Genomic DNA, 21774 nt, shown 5'->3' with positions numbered 1-21774 from the left:
CTAATTCAAAGCCTTAATATATTAGTCGTTCAAACCTAGTTTTTTGAAGATGGTGTCTACGTGCTTCAAGTGCCATGACGGGTTGAACGCATCTGCGATTTCCTCTTCGTTCAGTACTTCCGTGATTTCCGGAGTGGATTTCACGATATCCTGGAACTGACGTTGTTCTTCCCATGCTTGCATCGCACGTGGTTGAACGGTATCGTATGCTTGCTCACGGCTGAAGCCTTTGTCGATCAGCTTCGTCATTACACGGCCAGAGAATGGCACGCCGAAGGTGCGCTCCATGTTGCGTTTCATGTTCTCAGGGAATACCGTCAGGTTCTTCACGATGTTACCAAAACGGTTCAACATGTAGTTCAGCAACATCGTTGCATCCGGCAGAATGATACGTTCTACAGAAGAGTGCGAGATGTCGCGTTCATGCCAGAGCGTTACGTTCTCGTATGCCGATACCATATGTCCGCGAATGACGCGGGACAAGCCAGAGATGTTTTCACTACCAATCGGGTTACGCTTGTGCGGCATCGCGGAAGATCCTTTTTGACCTTTAGCAAAAGCTTCTTCCACTTCACGGAATTCACTCTTCTGCAGTGCACGTACCTCTGTTGCGAACTTGTCCAGGGACGTTGCGATCAATGCCAGTGTAGCCATATACTCCGCGTGACGGTCACGTTGCAGTGTTTGAGTGGAGATCGGCGCCGGTTTCGTACCCAACTTCTCGCAGACAAACTCTTCAACAAATGGATCGATGTTCGCGTACGTTCCTACTGCGCCTGAGATTTTGCCGTATTGTACATTGTCTGCTGCATGACGGAAACGCTCCAGGTTCCGTTTCATCTCTTCATGCCACAACGCCATTTTCAGTCCAAATGTTGTTGGCTCTGCATGTACCCCGTGCGTACGTCCCATCATTGGTGTGTGCTGATAAGTCAGTGCTTTTTCACGAAGAATTTCAATGAAATTCACGATATCCTTCTCCAGAATCTCATTCGCTTGACGCAGTACATAACCCAAAGCCGTATCCACGACATCTGTGGAAGTCAGTCCGTAGTGCACCCATTTCCGCTCCGCACCCAGACTTTCAGATACCGTACGTGTAAATGCGATTACGTCATGACGTGTTTCCTTTTCAATCTCATAGATGCGGTCGATGTCAAAAGATGCGTTCTGACGAAGCAATGCTGCTTCTTCCTTAGGGATTACACCCAGTTCGGCCCACGCCTCACATGCACATATTTCAACTTCCAGCCACGATTGGAATTTGTTCTCTTCGGTCCAGATGGCTCTCATTTCGGGTCTGCTATAACGTTCAATCATGAATTTGTATTCCTCCAGAGGTTAGTTTGTTCAATCCATTGCAATCCTTCTTCAACATCCTGACAAAGCAGATTCACATGCCCCATCTTACGTCCTGTTTTCGCTTCGGTTTTACCATATATGTGAAGCTTGGGAATCACACCAAGTTCTATCGCTTCTGCATCAGGTTGCCCTGTTCTGGCGATAATGCCTTCCAGATGTTCTCCAAGCACATTGACCATGACGACTGGGCTCAATAATGAAGTGTCCCCAAGTGGTAGTCCGCAGATCGCACGGATATGTTGTTCGAACTGAGAAGTGGCACAAGCTTCCATCGTATAGTGACCGGAATTATGTGGTCTTGGCGCCAGTTCGTTGACATACAGTCTTCCATCCGCCGCTACAAACAGTTCCACAGCAAGCAACCCGACAGCCTTCATTGATTCTGCCACCGCTGCTGCCAGCTTTTGCGCTTCAATCTGGATGTCTGCAGCAACTCTAGCCGGTACAATGGAAGCATGCAAAATGTTATTCACATGAATGTTCTCCGCTGGCGGGAACGTTTTGATCTCTCCATTGGTACTGCGCGCTACGACAACCGAAATCTCGCATTCAAACTTGATGAATTGTTCCAGCACAAGTTCCGCACCTGTAGCTGCGAGCTCTTCATACGCAGCCACAGCCTCCTTCACCTCTCGGATTACGCGCTGGCCTTTGCCATCGTAACCTCCAGTCACCGTCTTCAGTACACAAGGCACGCCAAGTTCACTTACTGCAGCAAGCATCGTATCCGCACTAGTGATCTCACGATAAGGCGCAACTCTTACTCCAGCGGCTTCAATTGCACGTTTTTCACGTAATCGATGTTGTGTGGTGTACAGCAACGCACTTCCTTGCGGAACGTAGGACTCACGCTCGAGCAGTCCAGCGACTTCTGCATCCACATTTTCGAATTCATACGTAATAACATCGCATTGCCGAGCCAGTTCAAGCGCAGCTTTGGCATCGTCATATCCCGCTTCAATCTGACGAGCAACTTGACCACAAGGCGCATCCGAAGCGGGATCAAGGGTAACAAATCGATACCCCATTGCCGTTCCTGCGAGCGTCATCATACGTCCCAGCTGTCCGCCTCCAAGAATGCCGATGGTTGTTTTCCCCGGTAGCAGAACATTTTTCAGTTCTCCTGCTATGCCGGATTGGTTCGCGGCTCTACTCATAGTTCTTCACTGCTTTCGAGTACTTCTTGTTTGATGCGCTCTCTTCGAGCTTCAGAGCGACGTTGGACATCCGGGTCAAAAGCACCGATTATTTGAGCTGCCAGCAATCCTGCATTCGTTGCCCCTGCCTTCCCAATCGCTACAGTTGCGACGGGAATACCACCTGGCATCTGAACAATGGACAACAGGGAATCGAGACCGTTCAATGCTTTGGATTGAACCGGTACGCCAATGACTGGAAGCATCGTTTTGGCTGCAACCATACCGGGTAGATGTGCTGCCCCGCCTGCGCCTGCAATGATCACCTTGAATCCTCGATCAATTGCTTGCTCTGCGTATTCGAACATCAAATCCGGTGTACGATGGGCGGAGACCACTTTTTTCTCATATCCAATTTCCAGTTCGTCCAACACCTCGCACGCATGTTTCATCGTTTCCCAATCCGACTTACTGCCCATAATTACAGCGACTTGCAGTGACATGAATACATCCAACTCCCGTCTGAGCTTTTTTGATTACATCTGACCAATAAGAAACTCTTATTACATGTGAAATGAAAAAATCCGCTACCCGCGAAAACATCACATTTTCTTCGGACACCGGACTCCAAGAAATACGTATCCCTCATTTGGGCATGCCAAAAGGGGGCTTGCTGTCCGCATCTGGTTGCATGCGACTCTCAGCCGTATCTCCTCGTAGTCCGGAAATTTACGGTTCCCGGGTAGATACTTCCGGGCCCTATTCCCGGCGTTATACGAGCAAATATCTATCAAACTATCTTCGTTCATTTTTGTAATCTCTTATTACACATTTCGTTCCTACTCGACCTTATTCTTACCTGATCGACACATCTAACATTTTAACAATCCCCTACAGCTAATGTCAACTTAAAGACGAACATTTAACATATTGACAAATATAATGTTCGGGAATTGCTTCATTAAAATCGGTTAGACATCCATTTCATCCCATAAAAGAAAGCCGGCTCCTCTTCAATCTCTCGAAGGCAACCGGCTTCCTGCTTTTCAGTGCGTACACACTGCATCCATTATTTTACAATCAGTACTGGAACCTGAGCATGCTGCACCACATTGTGACTGACACTCCCCAGGACAAATTCCCGAATTCCACCGAGTCCGCGGCTGCCAATAATAATGATATCCGAATCATTTTCTTTGGCAAAATCAAGCAACACTTCCGCAGCCGCTCCTTGAATCAGATCTACATTGGCCGTTACACTAGCAGCCTGAAGTCGTTCTTTCGCTTCATCTGTTGTTTGTACCGCCAAATTGTAGTAGTCATTATTAAGTGAAGGTGGCAGAGGCGCCAATCCCTCACCGATGAATACACGCGGGAAATCAAAAGCATGAATGACATCCAGTACAGCATTCGGGGACACTTTGGCTAGCTCAATTGCACGATCAAGTGCTTTATTTGAAGCTTTGGAACCATCATAAGCCACTAATATTTTGGAGAATAACATGTGAATCCCGTCCCTTCCTTTATATGTAGAGCACGCGAAGCAAGCTTCGGTCTGACATCCATTAAACTAATATAACCATATAACTCCTTAAACGTACCGGAGCCACAATGAACCATTTATACGAATGAATTTACATATAAATCCTTACGGTGACGATGAACGATTACGCATTTGTTCCAAGTGTTCATTGAATAAAATAACCATAGATTACCGCATTCAGGAACAATAACAACGGAATGCCAATGGTGAAGCTGGGATGTTTGGTCTTATGCCTTTTCCGATACATCGCGATCCAGACTCCCAAAGCACCGCCTATAAATGCTAATAAGAATAACGTCCGTTCGGGTGTACGATCACGACGCTGTTGTGCACGCCTCTTATCATCCGACATCACCAGATAACCAACTACATTAATAAATAAAAACCACAATATAAGTCCGGTTTGCATATAATTCTAGCGATCCCCCTGTCCCGGGACATCTCCCTGTCTCCATTATAGTCCTCATTAGAGACATGTTCAACGCACCGGTGGGGAACCGCAAGTATTTTGCGAGGCACGCGTTAAGATCGACAGTTTAGATAATTTTAGGACTCCTGCTTAGGAATACCGTTCAGGCTGGGTACTCTTTTGGCTGCTTTGGCTGGACGAACATCGATGTTTTCTTCCCTAATGCTATCTTTGTTCTGCTGGTTATGGATCTTTTCGGGTTTGTTGTGCGGCATATGGGTATCACCTCCTTGGCTTACGTTGCCTGAAAACGGAGGATCTTATACCCCATCACATGGTTGATTAGGTACACACGCAGCAATCACTTTCCATAGCGCCAGTTATTCGCAACTAGCGTTACATGAGGATGCGATCTGCCCTAACTCAGAGCTTGCTCTACTCTCCCTTTTTCTCCATAGCCGCCTTCAACAGCTCTCCAAGGTTAGACCCAATGGACTCCTGCTTCGCATATTGTTTCACGAGTTTTTGCTGATCGCGTTTGTTCACATGCTGTTTGTCCTTATTCAATGTTTCTGTAATACCACAAGGCAGACATTGCACGTATAGCCCCGCTTTGCCTTCTTTGATTTCCATCTTTTTGTGGCACTGCGCACAACGACGATTGGACAATCTTTTCTCGGCCGAACGACGATATCCACAGTCCTCCGTAGGACATACCAGAAACTTGCCGCGCTTGCCTTTCTTCTCCAACAATCGCGCATTGCAGTCAGGGCAGTGGCTATTGGACACATTATGCGGCTTGTATTCTGCTTTGCTGCCTTTCACCGTTGACACCAGCTCTTTGGCCATAGAACGAATGCTGTCCAGGAAAGGGCCTGGCTGTCCTTGCCCACGAGCGATGCGCTCCAGTTCAGCTTCCCAGCGGGCAGTCAGATCCGGTGTACGCAGCTGTGGAGCAGCCAGTTCAATCAACTGTTTTCCTTTGCCGGTTGGATGCATGCTGTTGCCTTGACGATCTATCGTGTCGGAACTGACCAGTTTCTCAATAATATCCGCCCGTGTAGCCGGAGTGCCGAGTCCATGCTTTTCCATCTGGGAAAGTAAAGCGGCTTCGGTATACCGTTTGGGCGGCATCGTCCGTCCACTTTTAATATGGCAACGCTGAACCGTCACGGACTGTCCTTGCTGCACATCTGGCAAAAGAGTGCGCTCATGGCCTGCTGCATCGTCAGCACGGTCATCGTCGTCATCGCTGTAATCACCGCCGTATACTTCGCGCCATCCACTTTCTTTCACCGTTGTACCTTTGACATGGAAGGAATCATTCCCCACTTGAACCGTGATTGCAACCGAATCGTACTTCGCTGCCGGATAGAACAGGCTGATAAAACGACGTACAATCAGATCGTACAATTTGCGTTCCTCCGGGTTCAATTGATTCAGAAGTACCGTTTGCTCCGTGGGAATAATGGCATGGTGATCGGTCACTTTGCTGTCATCCACAATACGTTTGGTGATATTCAGATTTTTACGCAGCAAAGGACGTGCCAGAGACGCATAAGGTCCAATGGCTACACTGTCCAGACGTTCTTTCAAAGTAGCTGTCATGTCGGCAGTCAGATATCGGCTGTCCGTACGTGGGTACGTCACAAGTTTGTGCTGTTCATATAGACGTTGCAGGACATTTGAGGTTTGCTTTGCCGAGAAACCATATTTCCGGTTGGCATCCCGCTGCAGTTCCGTCAGGTCATATGCCAGTGGATGTGGCTCTACTTTCTCACTTTTCTTCACCTGGGCAATCGTGCCCTTGCGCCCGTCTACCCGCTTCTTCAATTCTTGCATTTCTTGAGGGTTGAATATGCGTGAATCTCCCCCTGCTGCCCGCCACACAGCCTGAAAATCGCCTAAATCTGCCGTTAACGTCTCATATTCCTGAGAGCGAAACCCATTAATTTCATTTTCTCTATCCATAATCATGCCCAAGGTCGGCGTTTGCACCCGTCCAGCAGACAACTGCGCATTGAAACGAACAGTTAGCGCACGAGTCACGTTAAGTCCAATCATCCAGTCGGCCTCTGCCCGGCAACGTGCTGATTCATAGAGACGGTCGAACTGACTGCCTGGCTTTAGTGAAGCAAATCCGTCTTTGATCGCCTTATCTGTCTGAGATGAAATCCATAGACGTTTGAATGATTTTTTCCACCCCGCCATCTGCATGATCCAACGGGCCAGCAATTCACCCTCACGGGCCGCATCTGTGGCAATGACCAACTCGCCGACATCCTGACGTTTCATCAACTGCTGTACGGCTTTATATTGATGGTTGGTCTCTTTCAGTACCTTCAGTTTCGTACGCTCTGGCAGAATCGGCAAATCCTCCAGATTCCATGTGGCATACTTCTTATCGTAATCCTCTGGCTCAGCTAATCCAACCAGATGCCCCAGCGCCCAGGTAACGATATATTTCGGGCCTTCCATATAACTTTTATGTTTATCACGTGCGCCCATAACTCTGGCTATTTCGCGTGCTACAGATGGTTTTTCTGCGAGTACCAATGTCTTCACTTCATATCTCTTCCTCTCTGGTAGAACGTTATGTCTCTTTTATTCCTATCTTTTCATTATATCATTTCGCACTAAAGGTATGCTCTGTGATCTCCATTCCCTAATCTTACTCGCTATTCTGTATCTAATGTTTAATCAATATATCGAATTCATGTCACATTTGTTTACATAAGAATAATTAATAGTTTTACTGTGATCAAGTAAATAGAAGCATGGATAAGGTTTTATACCGATCGATATTGATGTATACGTTTTTTTGGATAAATATAAACCTTGTAAGATTACCTAACATAACTATACAATGTGTCAAAAGCATAGAAACAGAATCGCTGTTAACACACATCAATGAGACACAGGAAGGGAGCGTGGATGCATGACTTATCATGGATCTGTATTGAAAAAAAGTGGGGCTTTGTTACTGGCGGGAGCTGTCATTGCCACAACATGGGGAGGAACAGTACCTTCGGCATCAGCCGCAACGGCAACGCCTACAAGCAAAACAACAGTAGCAGCTGTCTCCAAAGGGAAAGCGCCTGCTACGCCGGCAGCATTTGTTCAAGCCATGGAAGAAGCCGCTACACTTGCAGGTGTTCCTTTTACCATGGACAAGCTCTCCGGAACAACCGTACAACGTAAAGATGCTGCGGTTGCCTTGCAACAATGGCTCAAGCTGGATTCGACTACCGAATCATTCAAGGATGTCCCGGATGAATCCACCTTTGCAGGTGCTGTCGGTGCATTGAACACTGCGGGGTTGATGAAAGGCTATACGGAATCCCTCTTCCTTCCAAATGCTGTACTTACCGAGAATGACCTCTCCATACTGAAAGATCGCATCTATAATTACATAAAACCGTTTGTCCTGGAGGAAGCAACCATCATGGATCTCCAGGCCGCTATGACGCAAGGAAAACTGACATCAAAAGAATTGGTTCAGAAATATCTGGACCGCATTGAAAAATACGATGATCAGGGTGTAAGCATCAACGCGGTATTAACCCTGAACCCGGATGCACTCCAAATTGCGGAGCAATTGGATGAAGAACGTGCAGCTCAAGGTGCTCGCGGACCTCTACATGGCGTTCCAATTCTGGTGAAAGACAATTTCGATACCAATGACATGCCGACAACTGCAGGTTGTATCTGTCTTAAGGATTCCATTCCTGCTCACGATGCTGAACAAGTGAAGAAACTCAAAGCAGCTGGCGCCATTATCTTGGGCAAAACAAACCTGCATGAATTCGCATTTGGCATCACAACATCCAGCTCATTGGGTGGACAAACGCTGAATCCTTACGCCTTGGATCACTATCCAGGTGGCTCAAGCGGTGGAACAGGCGCTGCCATTGCATCTAACTTTGCCGCAGCCGGCATGGGTACAGACACTGGCGGTTCCATCCGAATCCCTTCCAGCTTCAACAGCCTTGTGGGTATCCGCCCAACCATCGGACTATCCAGCCGTGAAGGCATTATCCCATTGGCTTTGACACAGGATGTCGGTGGACCAATGGCTCGTACCGTAAGTGATGCCGCAATCATGCTGGATGCTACAGCCGGCTATGACAAAAAAGATGTCGCTACAGCTTACGCGGTTGGGAAAATCCCTTCCAGCTACACTGACTTCTTGGATGTAAATGGACTGAAAGGTGCGCGCATCGGTGTGGCCACCGAACTCATCCCAAGTACCAAAGCTGAAGAAAAAGCCGTTGCTGACGTAATCAACACAGCTGTTGAAGAATTGAAATCACTTGGCGCTACCGCAGTTCCAATTTCTATCCCGAACTTGGCCGAGATCAACAAATACCCAAGCCTTAGTGGATATGAATTCAAGTTCCAGCTGAATGACTATTTGGAATCATTGGGTGCAGATGCTCCATACCATAGTCTGTCCGAGATCATCGCTTCCGGAGAGTTTGATAAGTCCCAAGAACAATCCATGAAGACTCGGGATGCACGCCAAACCCTGGAGACTACCGAATATAAGGATATCGTCCTGAAACGTACCCAAGTTACACGTGAATCCTTGCTGAAAGTAATGGCAGATAATAATCTGGATGCCATCATCTATCCTACGTCCACACAAGCCGCTGGTGTTATTGGCGAAGGACAAAACTCTGGTGGTAACAACCGTTTGAGTCCATTCTCCGGCTTCCCGGCGATCACGGTTCCTGCTGGTTTCACAACCGATGGTCTGCCTGTAGGCATGGAGTTCCTGGGTCGTGCCTTTGATGAAGGAACTTTGATCAAGCTGGCTTACAGCTACGAACAAGGTACACATCACCGCCAAGCGCCTAAGCTTACGCCGTAAAATATTTATGGGATTAAGCATTTCCTTTTAACACAAAAAACAGATGCATTCATATCATTTTATTTAAACAAGTTCTCACTAAAGAGACCACCCTCTTCATGACTGCATGGAGTCCGGGTGGTCTCTTTTATTTTCTCTATTTATTTTTGTGTTACATACAGTCGTATGTTATCCATTACTAAACTTTGTCCGGTACGCCCCACTTCAGCACCAGACCTGCGTAAGTCAGACCACCGCCAAAACCAAATAGAGCTACAGTCTGTCCTTCTTTCAATTTCCCCTCATCCACTGCAAGCTGTAAAGCAAGCGGAATGGAGGCAGCAGATGTGTTTCCACGATACTCGACGCTGGTTAAAGTACGTTCCAAAGGAACCGGGCCACGTTCGCAAACAGCCTCAATCATTCTCATGTTGGCACTATGCGGGACAAACCAGTCAATCTGTTCAGGTCTTAATTCAGCTTTTGCTATAAGCTTATCCAATTGCTCTGGAATCGTCCGTACAGCCCACTTATATACCTCTCGTCCATTCTGAACCAAACAACCTTCGCCCTGTAAAGGCACTCCATCCATCTCTGAAGACAGACCACTCTTATAAAGATGGATACCGCCTTCTCCATGCGTACCGGATATCGCTGCCATAAAGTCACCTTCATCATGTGCAGCTCTCTCCACCAAGAAGGCTCCAGCTCCGTCCCCAAACAGGACACAAGTCGTGCGGTCTGTGTAATCCGTAATTTTGGATAACGTCTCTGCGCCGATAACTAGCACTTTGCGGTACATTCCACTGGTCACCAGACTGTCAGCAAGCTGCAGCCCGTAGGAAAAACCAGCGCATGCCGCATTTAGATCAAGTACACCCGTGTGGTGGATCTTAAGATTAGCCTGTACTCTGGATGCCGTACTTGGGAAAGCATATTCAGGTGTGCTGGTAGCCACAAGAATCATATCCACATCTTCTACACTAACTCCATAACGAGTTATCATATCTTCTACAGCCTTCGTAGCCAGGTCAGATACATATTGATCTTCAGCTGCAATTCGCCGCTCTCTCATGCCTGTACGTTGCACAATCCATTCGTCACTTGTCTCGACTAATTTCTCCAGATCAGCATTCGTTAATATTCGATCCGGTACATATGCTCCCATTGCCGTGATCGTTGCCTTTGATTGATGATTCATATCGGCATTCACCTCATTTGGTTTTTCACCATTATAGCACTAAGTCTTAGTACTTGGTACTAATTTTATAAAAAATTTATTATGATTCTTTCGTTAGTTGTTTATTTTAAAATGATCTCTTCATTTATTACCCAGAGCAATACAAACGATGGCATGCATTTTTGATGAAGAATTGTGAATATCCCCTGACTAACATGAAGAATGTCTTAATTAAATGCGTTTTTTATAGACAGTTCATTCCAACAGGGGGAAAATAAACAGATTACCCTACATTACTAAAGAATAGAGATGACCTATACCCATGAAAGAATTAAATATCCTTGCCATTTCCGGAAGTCTGCGTAATCAGTCCTCCAATACGTTACTAATGCACGCCATAATTAAGCTGGCTCACACTAACCTTAAGTTTGAAGTATATGATGGATTAAATGATCTGCCACATTTTAACCCTGATCTCGATGTCGAGGAGGGTCCAGTGTACATACAGAACTTGAGAGCCCAACTTAAGCATTCGGACGGTGTCCTTATCTGCACGCCAGAGTATGGAAATGGCGTTCCCGGGGTCTTAAAAAACGCACTAGATTGGGTTGTATCTTCTGGAGAATGGCTCAATAAACCCACTATTGCCATCGCTGCTTCCCCAAGCCCCATGGGAGGTGACAAAGCCCATGCTTCCTTATTGCTGACACTAAACATGATCAATGCACAAGTTCTACAGGAGGGCTGTTTAACCATTCCTCATATTACATTGAAAATGAACAAACAAGGCGTCATCATTGATTCGGAAACCCAGCATGCATTGCAGAACTCCCTTTCAATCCTTGAGAATGCTTGCAATCAAATGAAAAGCTAGACAAATGTTGTACTTAAATCTCTGATAGAGAAATGATCCTTTTAAAGTTATTTATCATTCTCATAAATATTGAAATAAAAAACAGCCTTGGTTATTTACCAGGGCTGTTAAGGTTTATATAAGTATTTAGGATTAAAATAAAAAAAGACACACTCGATATGATCAAGTGTGTCCTTCGATTGCTTGGCGGCGTCCTACTCTCCCAGGACCCTGCGGTCCAAGTACCATCGGCGCTAGAGGGCTTAACGGTCGTGTTCGGGATGGGTACGTGTGGAACCCCTCCGCCATCGCCACCAAACGCGATTTGTCGAAGCATAGCTTCTTGAAATCAGATATGGAACTGAAAATCATACACACATTCTGTGATGTACCAATTTTCATTTCAGAGATCGTTCTCTGAAAACTAGATTCGAAACGAAACATGCGAACTATCACTTGCTATTGGATAAGCCCTCGACCGATTAGTACTGGTCAGCTCCATGCATTGCTGCACTTCCACCCCCAGCCTATCTACCTCGTCGTCTTCAAGGGGTCTTACATACTGGGAAATCTCATCTTGAGGGGGGCTTCACGCTTAGATGCTTTCAGCGTTTATCCCGTCCGTACATAGCTACCCAGCGGTGCTCCTGGCGGAACAACTGGTACACCAGCGGTACGTCCATCCCGGTCCTCTCGTACTAAGGACAGCTCCTCTCAAATTTCCTACGCCCACGACAGATAGGGACCGAACTGTCTCACGACGTTCTGAACCCAGCTCGCGTACCGCTTTAATGGGCGAACAGCCCAACCCTTGGGACCTACTTCAGCCCCAGGATGCGATGAGCCGACATCGAGGTGCCAAACCTCCCCGTCGATGTGGACTCTTGGGGGAGATAAGCCTGTTATCCCCAGGGTAGCTTTTATCCGTTGAGCGATGGCCCTTCCATGCGGTACCACCGGATCACTAAGCCCGACTTTCGTCCCTGCTCGACTTGTAGGTCTCGCAGTCAAGCTCCCTTATGCCTTTGCACTCTTCGAATGATTTCCAACCATTCTGAGGGAACCTTTGGGCGCCTCCGTTACTCTTTAGGAGGCGACCGCCCCAGTCAAACTGCCCACCTGACACTGTCCCCGCACCGGATTACGGTACCAGGTTAGAACCTAGATACGATCAGGGTGGTATCCCAACGTTGCCTCCACGCAAGCTGGCGCTCACGTTTCAAAGGCTCCCACCTATCCTGTACAGATCGTACCCAAATTCAATATCAAGCTGCAGTAAAGCTCCATGGGGTCTTTCCGTCTTGTCGCGGGTAACCTGCATCTTCACAGGTATTAAAATTTCACCGGATCTCTCGTTGAGACAGCGCCCAAGTCGTTACGCCATTCGTGCGGGTCAGAATTTACCTGACAAGGAATTTCGCTACCTTAGGACCGTTATAGTTACGGCCGCCGTTTACTGGGGCTTCGGTTCACAGCTTCGGATTGCTCCTAACCACTCCCCTTAACCTTCCAGCACCGGGCAGGCGTCAGCCCGTATACTTCGCCTTACGGCTTCGCACAGACCTGTGTTTTTGCTAAACAGTCGCTTGGGCCTTTTCACTGCGGCCCCCTCGTGCTATTCACACTACCGGGGCACCCCTTCTCCCGAAGTTACGGGGTCATTTTGCCGAGTTCCTTAACGAGAGTTCTTCCGCGCGCCTTAGAATACTCTTCTCGCCTACCTGTGTCGGTTTGCGGTACGGGCACCTTCACCTGGCTAGAGGCTTTTCTTGGCAGTGTGAGATCATGACCTTCGCTACTACAATTTTCGCTCCCCATCACAGCTCAGCCTTACGATGTGCGGATTTGCCTACACATCAGCCTCACTGCTTAGACGGACATCCATCAGTCCGCGTCACTACCCTACTGCGTCCCCCCATTGCTCATAACGGCTTACGGTGGTACAGGAATTTCGACCTGTTGTCCTTCGACTACGCCTTTCGGCCTCGCCTTAGGTCCCGACTTACCCTGAGCGGACGAGCCTTCCTCAGGAACCCTTAGGCTTTCGGCGGATCAGATTCTCACTGATCTTTTCGTTACTCATACCGGCATTCTCACTTGTATAATGTCCAGCGCTCCTTACGGTACACCTTCAACCCTTATACAACGCTCCCCTACCCCTGATGCAAGCATCAAGCCATAGCTTCGGTGGTGTGTTTAGCCCCGTTACATTTTCGGCGCAGAGTCACTCGACCAGTGAGCTATTACGCACTCTTTCAATGGTGGCTGCTTCTAAGCCAACATCCTGGTTGTCTGTGCAACTCCACATCCTTTCCCACTTAACACACACTTGGGGACCTTAGCTGATGGTCTGGGCTGTTTCCCTTTTGACAATGGATCTTAGCACTCACTGTCTGACTCCCGGAAGTAAGTCTATGGCATTCGGAGTTTGACTGAGCTTGGTAACCCTTGCGGGCCCCGCACCCAATCAGTGCTCTACCTCCACGACTCTGTTTTCCGAGGCTAGCCCTAAAGCTATTTCGGGGAGAACCAGCTATCTCCGAGTTCGATTGGAATTTCTCCGCTACCCCCACCTCATCCCCGCACTTTTCAACGTGCGTGGGTTCGGGCCTCCAGTGCGTGTTACCGCACCTTCACCCTGGACAGGGGTAGATCACCCGGTTTCGGGTCTACGTCCACGTACTATGTCGCCCTATTCAGACTCGCTTTCGCTGCGGCTCCGGCTCTTCACCTTAACCTTGCACGGGAACGTAACTCGCCGGTTCATTCTACAAAAGGCACGCCATCACCCCTAAAACGGGCTCTGACTTTTTGTAAGCACACGGTTTCAGGTTCTATTTCACTCCCCTTCCGGGGTGCTTTTCACCTTTCCCTCACGGTACTGCTTCACTATCGGTCGCTAGGAAGTATTTAGCCTTGGCAGATGGTCCTGCCGGATTCATACGGGGTTTCACGTGCCCCGCACTACTCGGGATCCGTCTCGGAGGGAACAGACTTTCAATTACAGGGCTTTTACCTTCTTTGGCGGGCCTTTCCAGACCTCTTCGCTTAACCGGTTCCTTTGTAACTCCATGTGAGACGTCCCACAACCCCAAAGAGCAAGCTCTCTGGTTTGGGCTTCTCCGCGTTCGCTCGCCGCTACTGACGGAATCACTATTGTTTTCTCTTCCTCAGGGTACTTAGATGTTTCAGTTCCCCTGGTATGCCTCTACACAACCTATGTATTCAGTTGTGAGTAACTGGAAATTACCCCAGCTGGGTTTCCCCATTCGGACACCCCCGGATCAAAGCTTGCTTACAGCTCCCCGAGGCAGTTTCGTTGTTCGCCACGTCCTTCATCGGCTCCTAGCGCCTAGGCATCCTCCGTGTGCTCTTAGTAGCTTAACCATTGCGCTCGTGTTCGAGCTGTCGCTCCGCTTGGTTTGCTTGCGCAAATCCAAAAGTCGCTCCATTTCGATCACTCGCTCCAGCAATCTACCGTTTTTATTGAAACTTGTTTAACACAAGTTCAGCTAAAAAGGAATGTTCTAATTCGCATTTACTTTCGTTTCGATATCTAGTTTTCAAAGAACAAGCTCCATGCAAAAGCAAGCTGTTTGAGAGTTTGAGCTCTCAAAACTGAGCAACGAGTGAGTAGTTTGCAGCTAAGCTGCATATTTGAATGTTTCCGCTACGGGAAACGATTCTCCATAGAAAGGAGGTGATCCAGCCGCACCTTCCGATACGGCTACCTTGTTACGACTTCACCCCAATCATCTATCCCACCTTCGGCGGCTGGCTCCTTGCGGTTACCCCACCGACTTCGGGTGTTATAAACTCTCGTGGTGTGACGGGCGGTGTGTACAAGACCCGGGAACGTATTCACCGCGGCATGCTGATCCGCGATTACTAGCAATTCCGACTTCATGCAGGCGAGTTGCAGCCTGCAATCCGAACTGAGACCGGCTTTTTAGGATTCGTTCCACCTCGCGGCTTCACAGCCCGTTGTACCGGCCATTGTAGTACGTGTGTAGCCCAGGTCATAAGGGGCATGATGATTTGACGTCATCCCCACCTTCCTCCGGTTTGTCACCGGCAGTCACCTTAGAGTGCCCATCCGAAATGCTGGCAACTAAGATCAAGGGTTGCGCTCGTTGCGGGACTTAACCCAACATCTCACGACACGAGCTGACGACAACCATGCACCACCTGTCTAGCATGTCCCGAAGGAAAGGACTATCTCTAGCCCGGTCATGCTGATGTCAAGACCTGGTAAGGTTCTTCGCGTTGCTTCGAATTAAACCACATACTCCACTGCTTGTGCGGGTCCCCGTCAATTCCTTTGAGTTTCAGTCTTGCGACCGTACTCCCCAGGCGGAGTGCTTAATGTGTTAACTTCGGCACCAAGGGTATCGAAACCCCTAACACCTAGCACTCATCGTTTACGGCGTGGACTACCAGGGTATCTAATCCTGTTTGCTCCCCACGCTTTCGCGCCTCAGCGTCAGTTACAGCCCAGAGAGTCGCCTTCGCCACTGGTGTTCCTCCACATATCTACGCATTTCACCGCTACACGTGGAATTCCACTCTCCTCTTCTGCACTCAAGTCACCCAGTTTCCAGTGCGATCCGGGGTTGAGCCCCGGGATTAAACACCAGACTTAAATGACCGCCTGCGCGCGCTTTACGCCCAATAATTCCGGACAACGCTTGCCCCCTACGTATTACCGCGGCTGCTGGCACGTAGTTAGCCGGGGCTTTCTTCTCAGGTACCGTCACCTTGAGAGCAGTTACTCTCCCAAGCGTTCTTCCCTGGCAACAGAGCTTTACGATCCGAAAACCTTCATCACTCACGCGGCATTGCTCCGTCAGGCTTTCGCCCATTGCGGAAGATTCCCTACTGCTGCCTCCCGTAGGAGTCTGGGCCGTGTCTCAGTCCCAGTGTGGCCGATCACCCTCTCAGGTCGGCTACGCATCGTCGCCTTGGTGAGCCGTTACCCCACCAACTAGCTAATGCGCCGCAGGCCCATCCCCAAGTGACAGATTGCTCCGTCTTTCCAGTTTCCTTCAGGCGAAGAAAACAACTATTCGGTATTAGCTACCGTTTCCGGTAGTTGTCCCAAACTTGAGGGCAGGTTGCCTACGTGTTACTCACCCGTCCGCCGCTAAGCATCAAAGAAGCAAGCTTCTTATCAACTCCGCTCGACTTGCATGTATTAGGCATGCCGCCAGCGTTCGTCCTGAGCCAGGATCAAACTCTCCAATAAAGTATTGAAAAGAGCGATAAGCTCATTTTGAATCTGACGAGATTAAACATCTCATTTGTGCTCCAGTCGATTCAAGCCGAGGCTTGTTTCAAACTTTCGCGTTCATTCTGCAAGCAGAATGTTTACTCACTCGTTGTTCAGTTTTCAAAGATCAAACTTGTTTCGTTACCGAATGCCGTTCTCTTCAGCAACTCTTATATAATATCATGTCCGAACCAACTTTGCAAGCTCTTTTTTTAAGTTTCTTTCGAAGCTCATTTCATTCGCTTGCCGCACCGTGTATCTCGTGTTTTCTTGGCCGGAATTAGAATATACCATGTACAGTTATCGGATGCAAGTCTTTTTTTCGAATAAGATTAGTTTCTTCAAATATATTATCCATAGTCCTTTAACAAGCATTTCCTTAGTGTCGGACGTATAATACTTATGAAAAAAAACTCCCGTATGATTATCCAAGCCTATTGTAGAGAAAACTCCTTTTGTATACACGCTACCACAATTGCGCTAATGACATTCAGATCACGAGAAGTTCACTTCACTATTATCCTTCATTGTAAAAGAAAGAATAGTATAGAATCTTCATACTTATAGAAACATGCTAACTGTATGATCTCATTGGATAAATAATCAACAGATCATAGAGCATTATACTCATTCCTTCTATTATAGAAGGAAAACAATTTTGAAATTCATTTTACTCAAGAAAAGAAAACAAAAAAAGCGAAAGCTCCGGGTTTAGATCCCGTGGCTTCCGCTTTTCTTTCATATATAAGACTACATACTTAATACAGTATTCTTCCTCACAACTATTGTATGCTTACTCCCCGCCAATAAATACGTATCGGCAGACTACAATGATTGCCAAGATCCACATGAGCCAGTGAATTTTAACTTTACGCTCTGTAACCAAGTTACTGAACACCGCCAGAATCACATAAGATACGATACCTGCGGAGATCCCGTTTGCAATTCCGCCTGTGAAAGGCATCAATACAATGGTAAGGAACGCTGGGAAAGCTTGCAGGAAATCATCCCACTCGATGCTACGTACTTGACTCATCATAAGCACACCCACGATGATCAATGCCGGAGCTGTCGCAGCGGATGGAACAACCAGCGCAAGCGGAGCGATAAACAGGGCCAAAATGAACAACAAACCTGTCGTTACCGAAGTCAGTCCTGTACGTCCACCCGCCTCAACGCCTGAAGCACTTTCAACGTATGCCGTAATTGTACTTGTACCCAGTGCAGCACCTGCACTGACACCAACTGCATCGACGAGCATCGCTTTACCGATCGTTTTCTCGCCTTTTTTCTTGTCCTTCATAATCCCCATACGTGTTGCCGTACCTACCATCGTACCGAACGTGTCGAACAATTCAACGAAGGTGAAGATGAAGATGATCTCGAACAATCCGAGACTGATAGCACCTTTCAAATCCAGTTGTCCAACTGCCAGATCGCTGAAGTTAGGCAACCAGCTTGCGCCTGAAAGACCACTCAGATTCGTAACACCCATTGGAATACCAATCAGCGTTGTTACTACGATCCCGATCAGCAGAGCGCCTTTGACACGCATAACCATCAGTATAGCAATCAGGAGCAAACCAATCAGAGCCAGCAATGCATCGTGATGTGTTACAAAGTTGCCCAATGACAGGTTAAAACTGCTACCCGGAATCGGCTGACTCAGGTCTGCGTCTGGTGCGACATTAACGGTTACCGCCACGAGATTAGCAAGTTTGAAACCGATGATGGTAATAAAGAGACCGATACCCACCGTAATGGCCATTTTGATCGACTGCGGAACTGCCACAAGCAGCATTTGCCGAATCTTTGTCACGGTCAAAATAATGAACACGATACCGGAAAGGAATACCGCTCCGAGAGCAGCCTGCCAAGTAATCGCCCCGTTCGAACTTAGAACAACAGTCATGAAGTACGCATTCAATCCCATACCTGGTGCAAGCGCGATTGGAATATTCACGAACAATCCCATAATAATAGTCATTAATCCGGCACCGACGGCTGTTGCAAAGAATACTGCATTATCCGACATCCCCGCTCCGGCCTGTCCCAAGAACAACGTATTTACGAAAAGAATGTAAGCCATTGTCATAAAGGTAGTAAGACCCGCAACAATCTCCGTTCTAACATTTGTTCCGTTTTCTTTTAATTTAAAAAAACGATCCATAATTCACTAACTCCCCCTTAGAGATGTTGAAGCCATATTGAAAAACGACAAATGACCCTGATGAATATTCTTCACCCAGGGTTCAGCTGACAAGGAGCGGCACGATGCCATTTACTAAGAACAAAAAAAATTCTAATGTGCGTGATGTCCCGCAATCATGTAGAATTCCTGTGCTCAGCCTTCTCCTCTTCGTAGCCAGATCATTAGGGTGATCTCGTAGAGACTCTCAGGCCAATTCCCGAGATTATACGAATTAGTATGCGCTATTTGTTTGTTTCCCATCACTATTTTAGGAGGGCAGTATGTTTTTGTCAATCATAAAAACGAATGTTAATATCGATATCCTATAATATCGTTCGTATTATTTAACAGATTGAACCAGTTCAGCGGTTTACAACCCAATTGTATGCGCTTTTTTCGGTGAAATCTCTAGGGAATATGTTCATTCTGTCAGACTAGGAAGTTCAGCAGTTTAACATAAAAAAGCTAGCCTGATCAAAGGGCGAAAAGCGCTCTAATCTGGCCAGCTTATGTTTCTGATGCGTTTTGGCAATCAGGTGAATAGTCAATGTTAATTAGGTATATGGAGCAATTGGCGACATGTTCCGGAGCTATTTACCGGATCAGTCCTATGTTAGTTAAACCTCTGTCTGTGGAGCATCCTGTCCCTCTTGTTGTTCCTGATTCGTGTTCGTTGTTAAGTCCGGGTTTCTGGTCTGATCGGAAGAAGCATCCGCTGCCTCTAAGTTCACAAGTGGAAAGTCTCCTGAACCGGAAGCCAGGTCTTGCATACCTGAACCGCACCCTGCCAACATCACCATCAGAAATGCACTTCCAATGCCCATTTTCCATTTGCTCATATAGTCGGTTTTACGCATACATTCAATCTCCTTTCAGTAGCCATATTAGCTCTTAGTATATCCTTATTGTACAGCCTGGACCTGAAAGAATCATGAAATGAACTTTAAAATGGGATGAAATTCTAGAGATTATTAATAAGGAACAGCGCCTGGATTAATGTTTACTCATACGGTACGATACGCAATAAAAAAGACTCCCTTCTATTTGCTAAACACCGCAGATAAAAGAGAGTCTTTTTTCAATCTATTGTTAAGGCGTATATCCTATTCCCACTCAATCGTTGCAGGTGGTTTGGATGTTACATCATAAACGATACGGTTGACGTTATCGACTTCGTTAACGATCCGTACGGAGATTTTCTCCAGCACATCCCAAGGGATACGTGCCCAGTCCGCAGTCATACCGTCGATGGATGTTACGGCACGGATACCTACAGTGTAGGAATACGTACGAGCATCACCCATAACGCCTACACTCTTCATGTTCGGTAGGGCTGTGAAGTACTGCCAGATTTCGCGGTCGAGACCGGCTTTGGCAATCTCTTCGCGCAGGATGTAGTCCGAATCACGAACAATTTTGAGTTTCTCTTCAGTAACCTCACCCAGAACACGGATCGCAAGACCCGGACCAGGGAATGGCTGACGGTGTACAATTTCGTCCGGCAGGCCACACTCGGTACCGACTTTACGTACTTCATCCTTGAACAACGTGCTCAGTGGCTCGATGAGTTTGAAGTTCATGTCCTCAGGCAGACCGCCCACGTTGTGGTGGGATTTGATCGTCTGTGCAGTCGCTGTGCCACTTTCCACGATGTCCGTGTACAGTGTACCTTGCGCCAGGAATGCAAAATCATCGAACTGCTTGGACTCTTCGTCAAATACGTAAATAAACTCGTTACCGATAATTTTACGTTTTTGTTCTGGATCATCCACGCCAGCCAGCTTGGACATGAAGCGTTCTTGAGCATCAATTTTGACAACTTTCATGTCGAATTTGCCAACAAACGTCTCCATTACACTTTCAGCTTCGCCTTTGCGCAACAGACCGTGGTCGATAAACATACATGTCAGTTGATCACCAATGGCTTTGTGAAGCAATGCAGCAACAACGGAAGAATCTACGCCGCCGCTAAGAGCACATAGTACTTTACTGTCGCCCACTTTTTCACGAATGTCTTTGATCGTGTCATCGATGAATGTTTCCATCGTCCAGTTGCCTTCACAACCACAGATTTCGAACAGGAAGTTGCGAATCATGTCGTTACCTCGAACTGAGTGACGTACCTCCGGATGGAACTGAACAGCATACAATTTACGCTCATCGTCGCTCATGGCAGCGATTGGCGCACTTTCCGTGCCTGCATCCAATTTGAAACCTGGAGGAAGTGTAACCACGTGGTCACCGTGACTCATCCATACGGTATGTTCACCTTCAATGCCTTTTGCAAGTGCAGATCCAGCAGCAAATTCAAGGTCTGCTTTACCATACTCACGCTTCTCGGAACGCTCTACTTTACCTTCGAGCTGTTGAGCCATAAGCTGCATCCCGTAACAGATCCCGAAGATCGGCAAGCCCAGGTCATAGACAGCCGGGTCCACGTGTGGAGCATTCTCAGCGTATACGCTGGACGGCCCACCTGAAAATACGATCCCTTTTGGTGCCAATTCTGCGATCTTCTCCGCCGGTGTATTATACGGCAAAAGCTCACTGTATACGCCAAGATCCCGGATTCTTCTGGCGATTAACTGGTTGTATTGGCCCCCAAAGTCAAGGACAACCACAATCTCATTCTGCTTATTCATAACCGTGCCTCCCTCAATTCAATGAAACTAATTATACGCAACGACAAAACATACCGTCAAGGAAAGGCGAAACTCCTTTTTTCGACATATCAAAACAGGATTACCAAATACCTCTAAATATGAAATTCCGATCAGAAAACATGGCAGCAAGATGCTGGTTCAAGTGTATGATCGTGGAAAGACGCCTCGTTCGCAGCGGAGCGCGAAAGGCGTCTTATGTGTAACATGCAACAATGGACAACCGAAGCACAATAGAATAGATGCGCCAGTGGTGATCATCTGCTGCTGCAACCTGCCAAGCTGTATCGGAAGCGATAGCGAGAGTTCAATCACCGGC

Annotated in this window: 13 protein-coding genes, 3 rRNA genes and 2 riboswitches; of the genes, 2 read left to right on the top strand and 14 right to left on the bottom strand. The window is 47.5% G+C overall.

The features are described 5' to 3' along the window. Window positions 1-21: 21 nt before the first annotated feature. From purB to MKZ12_RS03615, 7 genes are all read right to left on the bottom strand, one after another. On the bottom strand, window positions 22-1320 hold the full coding sequence (purB, locus tag MKZ12_RS03645; RefSeq protein WP_339239480.1) for an adenylosuccinate lyase: 1299 nt from the start codon (window positions 1318-1320) through the stop codon (window positions 22-24). Further along, window positions 1317-2519, bottom strand: a complete 1203-nt coding sequence (gene purK / locus MKZ12_RS03640) for a 5-(carboxyamino)imidazole ribonucleotide synthase (RefSeq protein WP_339258767.1) — start codon at window positions 2517-2519, stop codon at window positions 1317-1319. Before purK ends, purB begins: the two co-directional genes overlap by 4 nt. Beyond that, complete coding sequence (gene purE, locus MKZ12_RS03635; protein WP_339258764.1) at window positions 2516-3001, bottom strand: 5-(carboxyamino)imidazole ribonucleotide mutase; 486 nt, start codon at window positions 2999-3001, stop codon at window positions 2516-2518. The genes purK and purE overlap by 4 nt, the downstream gene beginning before the upstream one ends. Before the next feature lie 194 nt (window positions 3002-3195). Continuing rightward, a riboswitch (purine riboswitch) is annotated at window positions 3196-3297 on the bottom strand. 270 nt (window positions 3298-3567) lie between these two features. Continuing rightward, on the bottom strand, window positions 3568-4002 hold the full coding sequence (locus MKZ12_RS03630; RefSeq protein ID WP_339258762.1) for a universal stress protein: 435 nt from the start codon (window positions 4000-4002) through the stop codon (window positions 3568-3570). 184 nt (window positions 4003-4186) lie between these two features. Beyond that, the gene (locus MKZ12_RS03625; protein ID WP_017690702.1) at window positions 4187-4450 is read right to left on the bottom strand and encodes a DUF1294 domain-containing protein; all 264 of its coding nucleotides are present in this window, start codon (window positions 4448-4450) and stop codon (window positions 4187-4189) included. A gap of 137 nt (window positions 4451-4587) precedes the next feature. Then, on the bottom strand, window positions 4588-4725 hold the full coding sequence (locus MKZ12_RS03620) for a hypothetical protein (RefSeq protein ID WP_278296959.1): 138 nt from the start codon (window positions 4723-4725) through the stop codon (window positions 4588-4590). A 160-nt stretch (window positions 4726-4885) separates the two neighbouring features. Further along, window positions 4886-7015, bottom strand: a complete 2130-nt coding sequence (locus MKZ12_RS03615; RefSeq protein ID WP_339258760.1) for a DNA topoisomerase III — start codon at window positions 7013-7015, stop codon at window positions 4886-4888. A 373-nt stretch (window positions 7016-7388) separates the two neighbouring features. Here MKZ12_RS03615 and MKZ12_RS03610 point away from each other — a divergent pair, with 373 nt between their 5' ends. Beyond that, the gene (locus tag MKZ12_RS03610; protein WP_339258758.1) at window positions 7389-9323 is read left to right on the top strand and encodes an amidase family protein; all 1935 of its coding nucleotides are present in this window, start codon (window positions 7389-7391) and stop codon (window positions 9321-9323) included. Window positions 9324-9501: 178 nt separating this feature from the next. Here the strand turns inward: MKZ12_RS03610 and MKZ12_RS03605 are convergent, their stop codons facing one another. Next, window positions 9502-10503, bottom strand: a complete 1002-nt coding sequence (locus MKZ12_RS03605; RefSeq protein ID WP_339239475.1) for a ketoacyl-ACP synthase III — start codon at window positions 10501-10503, stop codon at window positions 9502-9504. Window positions 10504-10804: 301 nt separating this feature from the next. On the opposite strand from MKZ12_RS03605, the gene MKZ12_RS03600 reads away from it, so the two are divergent. After that, window positions 10805-11356: an NAD(P)H-dependent oxidoreductase gene (locus MKZ12_RS03600; RefSeq protein ID WP_339239474.1), complete on the top strand. Its 552-nt coding sequence runs from the start codon at window positions 10805-10807 to the stop codon at window positions 11354-11356. Between the two features lie 181 nt (window positions 11357-11537). On the opposite strand, the gene rrf is transcribed toward MKZ12_RS03600, so the two are convergent. The 6 genes from rrf to guaA form a co-directional block, all read right to left on the bottom strand. Beyond that, window positions 11538-11654 (bottom strand): 5S ribosomal RNA (gene rrf, locus MKZ12_RS03595). A 143-nt stretch (window positions 11655-11797) separates the two neighbouring features. Beyond that, window positions 11798-14722: ribosomal RNA gene (locus tag MKZ12_RS03590) — 23S ribosomal RNA — on the bottom strand. 306 nt (window positions 14723-15028) lie between these two features. Continuing rightward, window positions 15029-16580 (bottom strand): 16S ribosomal RNA (locus tag MKZ12_RS03585). Together the 16S, 23S and 5S rRNA genes form the textbook arrangement of a ribosomal RNA operon. Window positions 16581-17397: 817 nt before the next feature. Further along, on the bottom strand, window positions 17398-18774 hold the full coding sequence (locus MKZ12_RS03580; RefSeq protein ID WP_253430011.1) for an NCS2 family permease: 1377 nt from the start codon (window positions 18772-18774) through the stop codon (window positions 17398-17400). A gap of 172 nt (window positions 18775-18946) precedes the next feature. Then, window positions 18947-19046: riboswitch (purine riboswitch) on the bottom strand. A 366-nt stretch (window positions 19047-19412) separates the two neighbouring features. Continuing rightward, window positions 19413-19652, bottom strand: coding sequence for a hypothetical protein (locus tag MKZ12_RS03575; protein ID WP_339258756.1), 240 nt, complete (start codon window positions 19650-19652; stop codon window positions 19413-19415). A 246-nt stretch (window positions 19653-19898) separates the two neighbouring features. After that, entirely contained in the window at window positions 19899-21437 is a 1539-nt protein-coding gene (gene guaA / locus MKZ12_RS03570; RefSeq protein WP_339239472.1) for a glutamine-hydrolyzing GMP synthase, read from the bottom strand. Between the last annotated feature and the right edge of the window lie 337 nt (window positions 21438-21774).

The organism is Paenibacillus sp. FSL R5-0713 (genome assembly GCF_037973325.1).
Taxonomy (GTDB): domain Bacteria; phylum Bacillota; class Bacilli; order Paenibacillales; family Paenibacillaceae; genus Paenibacillus.
This window is presented reverse-complemented; position numbering and strand designations above follow the sequence as displayed.